Here is a 12465-nt window from a genome sequence, read left to right as displayed (position 1 = left end):
ACCTGTCTTGCTTTTGGACGTGCTCTTGAAACCTGCTGTCTGCCTACGGTAAGCGCAAAACCGACCGTATATTGACCGGAACGCCTATTCTGGTCAATACGCCAAAATAGCCAGTCATAAGCCGCGTTGCTTTGATTTACCTAGCCTGCGAGCAATTCAAACAAACGTTTGTATTGGACGCTGCCAGTGGTGTAGATATAATGCGCCACCTAGAGAGAAAGGTGGGTCTTGCCGTTGTTGCAAGACGACACCGAACCTCCATCCATTAGAAAAAAAAGCCTGTTGAGCCTTGAGTAGGAGATAGCCTGTGGAACGCGAATACATGGAATTCGACGTGGTCATCGTCGGCGCTGGCCCGGCAGGCCTGTCTGCCGCCTGCCGACTGAAGCAGAAGGCCGCCGAAGCCGGTAAAGAAATCAGCGTCTGCGTGGTCGAGAAAGGCTCCGAAGTCGGCGCTCACATCCTCTCCGGTGCCGTGTTCGAACCACGCGCCCTGAACGAACTGTTCCCGGACTGGAAGGAACTCGGCGCTCCGCTCAATACCCCGGTTGTGCGCGACGACATCTATGTACTGCGCAGCCCTGAAGCCTCCACCAAGGTGCCTGACTTCTTTGTGCCCAAGACCATGCACAACGAAGGCAACTACATTATCTCCCTGGGCAACCTGTGCCGCTGGCTGGCCCAGCAGGCCGAGAACCTGGGCGTAGAAGTCTACCCAGGCTTCGCCGCCCAGGAAGCGCTGTTCGACGAGAACGGCGTGGTGCGCGGGATCATCACCGGCGACCTCGGCGTCGACCGCGAAGGCCATCCAAAAGAAGGCGTGTACACCCCAGGCATGGAGCTGCGTGGCAAGTACACGCTGTTCGCCGAAGGTTGCCGTGGCCACATCGGCAAGCAACTGATCCAGCGTTTTAACCTGGACAGCGACGCCGACGCCCAGCACTACGGCATCGGCCTCAAGGAAATCTGGGAAATCGACCCGGCCAAGCATCAGCCTGGCCTGGTGGTTCATACCGCCGGCTGGCCGCTGGACATCATGAGCAACGAGAACACCGGCGGCTCGTTCCTTTATCACCTGGAAAACAACCAGGTGGTTGTCGGCCTGATCGTCGACCTGTCCTACAGCAACACCTTCCTGTCGCCGTTCGATGAGTTCCAGCGCCTCAAGCACCACCCGGTGCTGGCGCAATACCTGGAAGGCGGCAAACGCGTCAGCTACGGCGCGCGTGCCCTGGCCAAAGGCGGCATCAACTCGTTGCCGAAGATGGTCTTCAAAGGCGGCGCCTTGATCGGCTGCGACCTGGGCACCATGAACGTGGCCAAGATCAAAGGCAGCCACACCGCGATGAAGTCCGGCATGCTCGCTGCCGACGCCGTGGCCGAGCGCCTGTTCGCGGACTCCGAAGGCGGTGACGAACTGACCAACTACGTCGACGGTTTCAAGGCCAGCTGGCTCTACGAAGAGCTGTTCGCCAGCCGCAACTTCGGCCCGGCGATGCACAAGTTCGGCCCGATCATCGGCGCCGGCTTCAACTGGTTTGACCAGAACATCCTCGGCGGCAAAATGCCGTTTACCTTGCACGACACCAAGCCGGATTACGCCTGCCTGAAGCTCGCCAAGGACAGCAAGAAGATCGACTACCCAAAACCCGACGGCAAACTGAGCTTCGACAAGCTGAGCTCGGTGTTCATCTCCGGTACCAACCACGAAGAAGAGCAGCCGTGCCACTTGAAGCTCAAAGACCCAAGCATCCCGATCGGCACCAACCTGCCGCTCTACGATGAACCGGCGCAGCGCTACTGCCCGGCTGGCGTGTATGAAGTGATCACCAAGGAAGACGGTGAGAAGCGCTTCCAGATCAACGCCCAGAACTGCGTGCACTGCAAGACCTGTGACATCAAGGACCCTTCGCAGAACATCACGTGGGTGACGCCGGAAGGCGCGGGTGGGCCAACTTACCCGAATATGTAAGGCAGTTGCTTGAACAAAAAAGGCTCCCAAACGGGAGCCTTTTTTATGCCCGGCACAGATCCAATGTGGGAGCTGGCTTGCCAGCTCCCACATTTAGAGAGTGTGTTGCCTGACCTACGCCGCCCGTTCTTCACCCGGGTTGCGCAAGAAGTAACGCTTATATTCCCGACTGAACTGCGATGTACTCTGATACCCCACGTTGTGCGCCGCCTGCGCCACGCCCAAGCCTTCCACCAGCAGCAACTGCTGAGCCTTCAACAACCGCAAGCGCTTCAAATACTGCACCGGCGACAGCAGCGTGCAACGCTTGAAGTGCTCATGAAAGGTCGACGCACTCATATGCGCATACCCGGCCAACGTCTCAATGTTCAGCGGCTCGGCGTAATGGGCATGCAGGTGATTCAACGAGGTGGCAATACGTGAGAATTGCCCTTGTTGTTCCACCAAGGCACGCAGCACATCCGCCTGTGGCCCGCGCAATGCGGTAAACAACACTTCCCGGACCCGCGCCGGGCCCATGATCCGGCTTTCCAGCGGATCGTGCAGGCACTGCAATAGCCGTTCGACGCTGCCGCGCATTGCATCATCGAGCATCACCGAGCTCATGGATTCCAATGTCTGCGCCGTCGGCGGCGGCCCGGCCTGCATGCCCATGGCCATGACCAGTTCGCCGAGCACCACGCGATCAATCCCCACGGTAACCCCGTACAGCGGCGCGTCGGGCGCCATGGCAAAGGTTTCGCATTCGAACGGCACCGGCATCGCCTGGATCAGGTAGTGCCCGGCGCCATACTCCAGTGTGCGTGGGCCTAAATAGGCGACCTTGCTGCCTTGGGCCACGAACATCAGGCTCGGTTCGTAGATCTGCGGGCCGCGTGCCACGTCGCAACTGGCGCGCAATACCTTCACACCGGGCAGGTACGTCGGGGAGAAACCGTCGCAGGGCGTGAGGTCCTCAATCAAGGCAACCAGCGTGGCGTTGGCATCGAGATGGCGGGTCAACAACATGGCAAAAAACTTCGTTAAAAAGGGATAAGAGCATCATCGCAGGTCTGAGCGCACATGAATCCAAACACAGGGCACTCCCGGACGAATAGGCATGAGGTTCGGAGCAATCGCCATGGCCGCATCCCGGCCCTGCGCGGAAAATACGCCGCCTCCCTAGTCAATCCTTTTGCGAGGTTTCTGTATGTACACCGCCATCGGTTATGCCGCCCAGTCGGCCACCACTCCCCTCGCCCCCATGTCCTTCGAACGCCGCAGCCCGCGCGCCGACGATGTAGCCATCGAGATTCTGTACTGCGGCGTATGCCACTCCGACATCCACCAGGCACGCAACGAGTGGGGCATCGCCGTGTACCCGCTGATGCCTGGCCATGAGATCGTCGGCAAAGTCACCGCCGTCGGCACCAGCGTGACCGCGCACAAAGTCGGCGATCTGGTCGGCGTGGGCTGCATGGTTGATTCGTGCCGCCACTGCGACGCTTGCCATGCGGACCTTGAGCAGTACTGCCTCGAAGGCCCGACCATGACCTACGCCACCCCGGACCGGGTGGATGGCAGCAACACCATGGGCGGCTACTCCGACAGCATCGTGGTCAGTGAGCACTTCGTGGTGAAGATCCCGGCCAAGCTCGACTTGGCCAGCGCCGCGCCGATTCTGTGCGCAGGCATCACCACCTACTCGCCACTCAAGCACTACGGCGTGAAGGCTGGCGACAAAGTCGGCGTGCTGGGCATGGGTGGCCTGGGCCACATGGGCATCAAGTTCGCCAAGGCCATGGGCGCAGAAGTGACGCTGTTCACCCGCTCCGCGAGCAAGGCTGAAGAAGGCCGTCGCCAGGGTGCCGACCATGTCATCGTGTCCACCGATGCCGAGCAGATGAAAGCCGCCGCCGGCAGCTTCGATTTCCTGCTGGACACCATTCCGGTGCAACACGACCTGAACCCCTACCTCGACGTGCTGCGCTTTGACGGCGTGCATATCCTGGTTGGCTTGATCGAACCGGTCGACCCACCGGTGAACGCTGCCAAGCTGGTGCTGGGCCGTAAAGTGCTGGCCGGTTCGTTGATCGGCGGCATTGCCGAAACCCAGGAAGTGCTGGATTTCTGCGCCGAGCACAACATCACCTGTGACATTGAAATGCTCGATATCCGCCAGATCAACGAGGCCTACACCCGCATGATCGCCGGCGATGTGAAGTACCGCTTTGTCATCGACATGGCGACCTTGAAGGCCTGATCAGGCCTTAGCGCCCAACTCCGCTGACAGCCGCGCTGCGACCTGCTTGATCACAGGGATCAGCTCGGCCATCTTTTCCAGCGGCATGTAGGGCACGGTACTGGCGATGCTGATGCCGGCGACGATTCGCCGGCTGGCATCGCGCACCGGTGCCGCCACACAACGGATCGACGGTTCGTTGTCTTCCAGGTCGAACGCATACCCACCCTCCACGTATTCGCGCATGCGCTGCTCGAACTGCGCCCAGGATTGCTCCGGGTGCGCTGGCCATTGCTGGCTCTTGCCCTCGGCGGGCAGGCTGGCTTCATACAGGCGCTGCCACTCCTGCACAGAGTCATCCAGCAACATTGCCTTGCCCACACCGGTGCGCGCCAGCGGCATGCGATGGCCGACTCGCGAGCGCATTTCCGGGCCGTAGCGGCCGGGGTTCTTGTGCAGGTAGAGCACATCGTCGTATTCACGAATCGCCAAGTGGATGGTGTCGCCAGTCAACGCCGACAGTTCATCCAGGTACGGCACCGCCAGGGTCACCAGCGGCAGTTCGTCACGGGCCTGAAAACCCAGTTCGATCAGTTTCGGCCCGAGCAAATAACCTACTTGCGGCACCACGCGCAGGTAACGCTCCTCAACCAGGCAACTGGCCAGCCGGTGAGTGGTACTGCGGGTGGTGCCGATGCGCCTGGCGATCTCTTTCAAGTCGCGCGCACCCGCCGCCACCGCTTGCACCACGCCCAGGCCACGCAGCAGGGTCTGGGTGCCGGTGGGGGCGGCGTCTTTGACGGGGATGTGGGCGTTTTCCTGCATATCGGGCCTATTGGGAAGTACGAAAACGGCGCCATTATGGCAAATGCAGCCCTGCTGAACAGAGGAGATCCATTGTGGGAGCTGGCTTGCCTGCGATGGCGGTGCATCAGCCTACAAATAATTAGCTGACCCACCGCTATCGCAGGCAAGCCAGCTCTCACATTTGGATCTTCATAGGGCGAGAGTTCAGCGTTGCTTCATGCGGTCGATGATGACCGCCAAGAGCAGGATCGAGCCCCGGATCACATACTGGTAAAACGTGTCGATGTTCTTCAGGTTCATCGCGTTCTCGATGATCGCCAGAATCAACACCCCGGCAATCACATGGCGGATCATGCCGATACCGCCGCTCAACGACACACCGCCCAGCACACACGCCGAGATTACCGTCAGCTCGAAGCCCTGGCCGATCATTGGCTGGCCCGAGGTCATGCGCGAGGCGAGGATCACCCCGGCCAATGCGCCGATCAAGCCGTGCACGGCAAAGATGATGATTTTGGTGCGGTCGACATTCACCCCGGCCAGCAACGCCGCTTCCTGGTTGCCACCGATGGCCATGGTGTTGCGCCCATAGGTGGTGTAGTTGAGCAGCCAGCCGAAGAACACAAAGCACAACACGGTGATGATAATCGGCACCGGCACGCCCATCAGTTGGCCGTTGCCGAACACAAAGAAGCGTTCGTCCATCACGCCGACCGCCTTGCCGTTGGAAAAGATATAGGCCAGCCCGCGCACGATCTGCATGGTCGCCAAGGTTGCGATCAACGCGTTGATGCGCAGCTTGGCGATCACGATGCCGTTGATCAGCCCCACTACCAGGCCCATGGCCAACGCAGCGGACACGCCGAGTACCACGCTGTCGGTGTCACGAATCACAATCCCCGCGACCACACCGGCACAGGCGATCACCGAGCCGACTGACAAGTCGAAATGCCCCGACGCCAGGCAGAACAGCATGGTGCACGCAGCGATGCCCACCGTCGAAATCGCCAGGCCCAGCCCGCGCATATTCAGCGGCGAGAGGAAGTTGTCGATAAACAGCGCGCTGAGCACAAAGATGCTCAATGCCGCGAGCAGCATCACCCAATCATCGAGAAATTTACGTTGGTTGAAACCCGGCCAAAAGCCCTTTGCAGTTTTTACCTGTGACATACCTATACCCTCGAATTCTTCAAGCCCGCGAACGCGGGAGAGCCAGTTGCAACAGCTTCGCTTCATCCGCCTGGTCGCGGGTCAACTCGCCAGTCAGCGCGCCTTCACTCATCACCAGGATGCGATCAGAGATGCCCATCACTTCCATCAGGTCGCTGGACACCACAATCACCGCAATGCCGCTGGCCGCAAGGTTATGAATGATCTGGTAGATCTCCGACTTGGCGCCGATATCGATGCCGCGTGTAGGCTCATCCAGCAGCAACACTTTCATCGGCATCGACAGCCAGCGGCCAAGAATGGCCTTTTGTTGATTGCCGCCGGACAGGTACATGATTTTCTGCTCGGCGTTCGGCGTTTTGACTTTCATCGCCTTGATCTGCTTGTCGGCGTTGCCCTTCTCCCAGCCTTCACGCAACAGCCAGCCAAAGGTCGAATGCGCGCCACGCGCACTGATGTTGATGTTCTCGGCCACGCTGGACAGCGGGATGATGCCTTCCTTTTTGCGGTCCTCCGGGCACAGCAGCACACCGGCGGCGATGGCATCGCGTGGTGAATGTAATGGCAGGGCTTGCCCAAACAACTCCAACTGCCCGGCCGTTGCGCGTTCCAGGCCACTGAGCAAACGAAACAGCTCGGTACGCCCGGCGCCCACCAGCCCGAAAAGGCCGAGAATCTCGCCCTTGTGCACCTGCAGGCTGACCGCTTCGCGCAGGCCAGGCCCAAGCAAACCGTTGACCTTAAGCGCCACCTCACCGCGCTCACGCGGGCGATAGTCATAGATATCCTGAATATCGCGCCCGACCATGCAGGTCACCAACTGGTCGTGAGTCAGTGTGGCCATGTCGTCAAAAGTGCGCACATAACGGCCGTCCTTGAACACCGTCACCGCATCACAAATACGGAACACTTCTTCCATGCGATGCGACACATACAGCACCACTTTGCCCTCATCGCGCAGGCGCGTGATGATCGCCATCAAGCGGTCGATTTCCCGCGCCGACAGGCTGCTGGTGGGTTCGTCAAAAGCAATCACATGGGCACCACGGGACAACGCCTTGGCGATTTCCACCAGTTGGCGCTGGCCGAGGGACAAACGCCCAAGCTTCTCTTGCGGATCGATTTCATCGGCCAGGCCTTTAAGGCACGCCAACGCCTGCTTGCGCAGCTGGCCGCCGTTGACCACGCCGAAACGCGACGGCAAATGCCCGAGAAACAGGTTCTCGGCCACGGTCATTTCCGGCACCAGATGCAGCTCCTGGTGAATCACCGCCACGCCGTTGGCGATGCTATCGGCGGCGTTCTTAAACGCCATGACCTGCTCGCCGATCTGCACCGTGCCGCTGCTGGGCGTGTAGGCACCGCCGAGGATCTTGAGCAGCGTGGACTTGCCCGCGCCGTTCTCGCCCATCAGCGCATGCACCGAGTGCGGCCGCGCTTCAAAGCTGATTTGCGCCAGCGCCTTGACCCCGGGAAACTCCTTGCCGATGCCGTTGAAACGCAAGGCCGCGCCGGTCATTTCCACAGACCGATTTTGCTCAACTCTTCCTTGAAGTTGGCGCGGGTGATGAGGGTTACGTTATCCAGGGCGGTGAACTTGGCAGGCTCGGTGCCTTTGGTGACCCACTCGAACATCGCCGTGGCGGTTTTGTAGCCGGATGCATCGGGGCTGAGCAGCATTGAGCCGTAGAAGCCGGTGTCGGTTTTCTTCAACTCTTCAATCGCATCAGTGCCATTGATGCCCACGCCAATCACATTGGCCGCCTTGAAACCGGCGCTTTCGGTGGCGCGCACGCCGCCCAGCACGGTGCTGTCGTTCATGCCGCCGATGATCAGGTTTTTCGCGGTGCCCGGCAGCTTTACCAGCGCCGAGTTGGTTGAATCCATGCTGCCTGGCACGTCGAGGGTTTTCTGCGCGCTGAACAGGATGTGGTCAGCGGGCAAGCCGGCGGCCTTGAGGCCTTCGACCGAACCGTCGGTGCGTTTTTTGCCGGTTTCCAGCTCGTCAAAGGTGTTGATGACGGCGTAGGTGTCCTTCCAGTCCCAGTTACGATGCTTGGCTTCGGCGGCCATGGCCTCGCCTTGTTTCTGGCCGATCTTGTAGGCATCGAGGCCCACATAAGGCACGTCTTCCATGGGCTTGCCCTTGGCATCGACAAATCGGTCATCCACCGCCAGCACTTTCAAGCCGTTGAGCTTGGCCTTGGCCATGATCGCAGGGCCGAGGGACACGTCCGGCGGGCAGATCACAAACCCCTTGGCGCCGTTGGCGGCGAGGGTGTCGATGGCGGACAAGGTTTTCTCGCCGTCGGGCACGGCGATCTTGATCACGGTGAAGCCCTGGTCCTTACCGGCCTTTTCGGCAAAGGCCCATTCGGTCTGGAACCAAGGCTCTTCGGCCTGCTTGACCAGGAAGCCGATCTTCACTTCTTCGGCCGCTGCAAAACCGCTGAAGGCCATCGCCAGCGCCACGGCGCCTAACGTCTTCTTGAACATGAACCACCTCTCTTGATTGTTGTTAGTCGTGGTACATCACGGAACGCCCGCCATCGATCATCAGGCAGGTTGCGTTGATAAAGGGCGCCTCGTCGGTGGCCAGAAACAGCGCCGTCATCGCCACCTCGACCGGTTGGCCGATGCGCTTGGGCGGGTGCAAATCGAAGGCGCGCTGGCGCTCGGCATGCGGGTCAGGGAAGCCGTTCCAGTAATCGACGTTGAGCTGGGTTTCGATGTAGCCCGGCGCAATGGCATTCACGCGGATGCCTTTGGGCGCGTATTCGATGCCGAGGGCGCGGGTGAGACCGAGCAGGCCATGCTTGGCTACCGGATAGGGAAAACAGCCGGGAATGATGTGGCTGGAATGGGTGGAGGCGATGTTGATGATGTTGCCGATGCCCTGCTCGATCATGTGCGGCAACACGGTGCGGCAGCCGAACCAGGCACCGTCGAGGTCGATGGCGAAGCAGCGGCGCCAGTCTTCGTCGGTCATCTCCAGCGGGTCACGGAACACGTTGACGCCCGCGCAGTTGATCAACACATCCACACGGCCAAAGCGCTCGATGGCCACATTGACTAGCGCCTGCCATTGCTCTTTGGAGGTGATATCGACGGCCTGCGCGACAATCTCAGCGCCGCGTTCGCGCCAGTGGGCGGCGACTTGCTCAACCTTTTCGGCCTGGATATCCGCAATCACCAGCCGTGCCTGCTGGGCCTGGAAGCAGGCGACGATCGCCTCGCCTATCCCTTGAGCGGCACCGGTGATGATCACCACTTTGTTTTTCAGCCGCTCGCCATAGGTGGGTTCGGGCACGGCGGGTAATGACAACGGTTGGGGCTGCATCGCTTCACCTGTTTTATTTTTGGTAGTGAGTGCTGATGCCGCCGACTATAAACCCATCTTTTGAAATATCTCAATATATAAATTTGCATCCCATATAGTGAGACATGGCACAAAAAAATGTGGGTGCCGATCTCTGTGGGAGCTGGCTTGCCTGCGATACGGGCACCTCGGTATTTCAGTTACACCGAAGTGATGCTTTCGCAGGCAAGCCAGCTCCCACACAAGCCCGCCCCCACAGTGGGCCTTCAGTGTTTTTGAAAGAGGGTTTCAGCCCTGGGCAAAGTCGCGCAGTGCATTACCCTCCATGCGATAGCGCACCCACTCCTCCTGCGGCTGGGCGCCGATGGACTTGTAGAAGGCAATCGCCGGCTCGTTCCAGTCCAGCACGCTCCACTCGAAACGCCCGCAACCGTTGTCGCAGGCGATCTTGGCCAGGTGCCGCAAGAGCTTCTTGCCCGCCCCGCCGCCACGTTGCTCGGGGTTGATGTAGAGGTCTTCGAGGTACAGGCAGTTGCTGCCCAGCCAGGTGGAGTAACTGAAGAAGAACACCGCAAAGCCAATCGGCAGGCCATCCCGCGAACAGATCAGGCCATGGGCGGTGGCGCCCTCGCTGAACAGGCTGCGCTCGATATCCACCACACTGGCGATCACTTCGTGCCGGGCCTTTTCGTACTCGGCAAGTTCAGTGATGAAAGTCAGGATCTGCGCAGCATCGCTGGGCACGGCAGGGCGAATCTCGATGGTCATGGGCGGGCCTTGGGCAATGTCAAAGGCCACATACTAAGGCGCTTTGATGACTGATTGCAGTGCAATTTGTTTACTCCGGCCACGCGTAAAGCAAGTACCACCAACCACGCAACATTCGCCATGCACGGGCATGGTAAACAGTCGGGCATAACGCTAATAACTGCATGCTGATAACTGCAAGGTCGCCCGATGCCTTCCACACCCGCCGTGAATACCAAACTGTTCGCCTTTTTCTGCCTCGCCAGCTTCTTGCTGTCACTGTCCTATGGCTCGACGTTTTTGCTGTCGCTGCTGATCCACTCGCGCGGCGGCAATGAACACGACGCCGGCAGCGTGATCTCCATGGCGATGCTCAGTACGTTCGTGGCAGTGCTGTTCTGCGGGCACTTGGCCGATGCGGTCGGTGCGGCGCGCGCGATTGCGGGCATGGGCGTATTGCTGGTGGTGGCGTGCCTGGGGTTTGCCCTGACACCCGGGTTTGGCCAGGGCTTGATGCTGTTCGGTCTGTCGCTTGGGTTGGGCTGGGGCGTGTTCTACACCTTGGGGCCGATCATCGTGACGCTGCTGGTGCAATCGGCGCAGCGGGCCAAATATTTTGCGCTGCTGTCGGGCAGTATGTTGAGCGGGATCGGCTCCGGCCCTTTGCTCGGCCGTGCCGCCGACGCGCTGGGCCTGCCGCTGACAGCAGCCTTCTATATCGCCGGCCTGGCCAGTCTGGTCGGCGTCCTGATGTTCTGGCGAATGGGCGCACAACTTAACCACCACGCGAATGCGCCCACCTCGAAGATTTCCTGGGCGTCCAGCCGCCGCGTGCTGTCATCCAAAGCCGCGTTTGCGATCCTGATGGTCGGCCTGGGCGGCTGTGTGTTTGGTGGGCTTTCATCGTTTCAAACCAGCTACGCGGCTGCGCAGGGGTTGGACTATTCGTTGTTCTTTGGCGGCTTCCTGAGCGCCGCCATTACCAGCCGGCTGTTGATCGCCGGCCACGTGGTCAAGCGCGATGCGTACTGGGCCGCCTGCGTGCTGTCCGGGATCATGCTCGGCTCGATCGCGCTGTTTGCGTTTGGCGTGAGTGGCAACCTCAGTTACCTGTTGGCAGCCGGCACGCTGGGCGTGGGTTACGGCCTGACGTACTCGGTGATCAATGGGCTGGTGGCCAATGAAGCACCGCCTGGAACGACGTCACAAGCCTTGCTGCTGTTCAGCCTGGCGTACTTTGTCGGGGTGTTCGGCTTTCCGCTGCTGGCGGGCAAAATCATTGTCGACTCTGGGCTGCCGACGCTGCTGGCGAGTGTGTTGGCCGTGGCCTTGTTCAACTGGTTGATCACGGTGGCGCGACTGATCTGGCGCCAGCGTTCGGCTAACAAAATCTTACAGGTGAATTAGCACCGTTCGTCGCCATCAAGGCACGAACCGCAAACTGGGGCGGACCAATAAGGGGTAAGGACATTAATCATATGGAGACACCCCTCATGAAGAATTCCAAATTTGCTGCCCTCGCCCTCATCGGCCTGCTGTCCGCCGCCTCATTGAGTGCCGTTGCCGCCACCTCATCCACCGGCACCACCAACCCTGCTACCAAGGAGTCTCAGGATTCGATGGGCACAGGGATGGAAACCAACGGTGGCGCGATTATCGATAACGGCGCAGACCCTCGCACCAAAGGCGCCGATACCCAACGTCAGGCACCGGCTGCAGTCGGTAACGGCAAAATGGGCCCAGGCGTCAATGAAGAACCCAAAATCAACAAGGGCGATGACAGCAACATCCCGGGCGCCCCGAAACAACCTGCGCCTTGATGCATCGATAGCCGCACCGACACCCGATCATTTCCCAGTGAAGAGGTACGCATGAACGTCGATAGAAACCTTGAAAAAGAAGTCCTCACCCGTCTGCTGCACGCCCACCCCAACGGCCTGGGCAAGGAGGTGCTGGATAACTACCGCGGCGAAAAGGTGGTGGCCAGTGTGCTGGCATTTCTGCAAGAACGCGGGTTTATCAAGGATGGGCATGTGACCACCGACGACGCCGGTGAATATTCGTTGAACCTGCCGATCAAGCTGACCGCCTCGGGTGTTGATGAGGCGCGCAAGCTGGAAGGCGAAGGCACCGTGTGAACTAGACGAAGATCAAATGTGGGAGCAACTGTCTTAACCCACCGTCCGTCAGCGCCATTCTGTACCGTCTCGCAGCATGGCATTTAGTCTG

General features: G+C 60.0%; 12 protein-coding genes. 5 read left to right on the top strand and 7 right to left on the bottom strand.

The genetic code is table 11. The features are described 5' to 3' along the window. Window positions 1-307: 307 nt before the first annotated feature. Window positions 308-1972 carry an electron transfer flavoprotein-ubiquinone oxidoreductase gene (locus tag AOA62_RS12095; RefSeq protein ID WP_017138340.1) on the top strand — a complete coding sequence of 555 codons (1665 nt, stop codon included), beginning with the start codon at window positions 308-310 and terminating at the stop codon, window positions 1970-1972. 114 nt (window positions 1973-2086) lie between these two features. Here AOA62_RS12095 and AOA62_RS12090 read toward each other — a convergent pair whose 3' ends face one another. Further along, window positions 2087-2980 carry an AraC family transcriptional regulator gene (locus AOA62_RS12090; protein WP_017138341.1) on the bottom strand — a complete coding sequence of 298 codons (894 nt, stop codon included), beginning with the start codon at window positions 2978-2980 and terminating at the stop codon, window positions 2087-2089. 181 nt (window positions 2981-3161) lie between these two features. Between AOA62_RS12090 and AOA62_RS12085 the strand changes: the two genes are divergently transcribed. Continuing rightward, window positions 3162-4214 carry an NAD(P)-dependent alcohol dehydrogenase gene (locus AOA62_RS12085; protein ID WP_099548762.1) on the top strand — a complete coding sequence of 351 codons (1053 nt, stop codon included), beginning with the start codon at window positions 3162-3164 and terminating at the stop codon, window positions 4212-4214. Here the strand turns inward: AOA62_RS12085 and AOA62_RS12080 are convergent, their stop codons facing one another. From AOA62_RS12080 to AOA62_RS12055, 6 genes are all read right to left on the bottom strand, one after another. Next, window positions 4215-5018 (bottom strand): IclR family transcriptional regulator, encoded by an 804-nt coding sequence (locus AOA62_RS12080; RefSeq protein ID WP_017138343.1) that lies wholly within the window; start codon window positions 5016-5018, stop codon window positions 4215-4217. A gap of 186 nt (window positions 5019-5204) precedes the next feature. Continuing rightward, window positions 5205-6170 carry an L-arabinose ABC transporter permease AraH gene (gene araH / locus AOA62_RS12075; RefSeq protein ID WP_017138344.1) on the bottom strand — a complete coding sequence of 322 codons (966 nt, stop codon included), beginning with the start codon at window positions 6168-6170 and terminating at the stop codon, window positions 5205-5207. A 19-nt stretch (window positions 6171-6189) separates the two neighbouring features. After that, window positions 6190-7689, bottom strand: a complete 1500-nt coding sequence (gene araG / locus AOA62_RS12070) for an L-arabinose ABC transporter ATP-binding protein AraG (protein ID WP_032865806.1) — start codon at window positions 7687-7689, stop codon at window positions 6190-6192. Then, window positions 7686-8666 (bottom strand): substrate-binding domain-containing protein, encoded by a 981-nt coding sequence (locus AOA62_RS12065; protein ID WP_017138346.1) that lies wholly within the window; start codon window positions 8664-8666, stop codon window positions 7686-7688. The genes araG and AOA62_RS12065 overlap by 4 nt, the downstream gene beginning before the upstream one ends. A 22-nt stretch (window positions 8667-8688) precedes the next feature. Continuing rightward, on the bottom strand, window positions 8689-9510 hold the full coding sequence (locus AOA62_RS12060; protein ID WP_099548761.1) for an SDR family oxidoreductase: 822 nt from the start codon (window positions 9508-9510) through the stop codon (window positions 8689-8691). 267 nt (window positions 9511-9777) lie between these two features. Continuing rightward, complete coding sequence (locus tag AOA62_RS12055; RefSeq protein WP_026013792.1) at window positions 9778-10257, bottom strand: GNAT family N-acetyltransferase; 480 nt, start codon at window positions 10255-10257, stop codon at window positions 9778-9780. Between the two features lie 189 nt (window positions 10258-10446). Here AOA62_RS12055 and AOA62_RS12050 point away from each other — a divergent pair, with 189 nt between their 5' ends. The 3 genes from AOA62_RS12050 to AOA62_RS12040 all read left to right on the top strand — a co-directional run bounded on the left by AOA62_RS12050 (window position 10447) and on the right by AOA62_RS12040 (window position 12374). Beyond that, window positions 10447-11643: an MFS transporter gene (locus AOA62_RS12050; RefSeq protein WP_099548760.1), complete on the top strand. Its 1197-nt coding sequence runs from the start codon at window positions 10447-10449 to the stop codon at window positions 11641-11643. A gap of 86 nt (window positions 11644-11729) precedes the next feature. Beyond that, window positions 11730-12056 carry a hypothetical protein gene (locus AOA62_RS12045; RefSeq protein WP_017138350.1) on the top strand — a complete coding sequence of 109 codons (327 nt, stop codon included), beginning with the start codon at window positions 11730-11732 and terminating at the stop codon, window positions 12054-12056. Between the two features lie 51 nt (window positions 12057-12107). After that, entirely contained in the window at window positions 12108-12374 is a 267-nt protein-coding gene (locus tag AOA62_RS12040; protein ID WP_017138351.1) for a hypothetical protein, read from the top strand. Window positions 12375-12465 lie beyond the last annotated feature (91 nt).

The organism is Pseudomonas sp. 2995-3, from assembly GCF_002742565.1.
GTDB classification, from domain to species: Bacteria; Pseudomonadota; Gammaproteobacteria; order Pseudomonadales; family Pseudomonadaceae; genus Aquipseudomonas; species Aquipseudomonas edaphica.
This window is presented reverse-complemented; position numbering and strand designations above follow the sequence as displayed.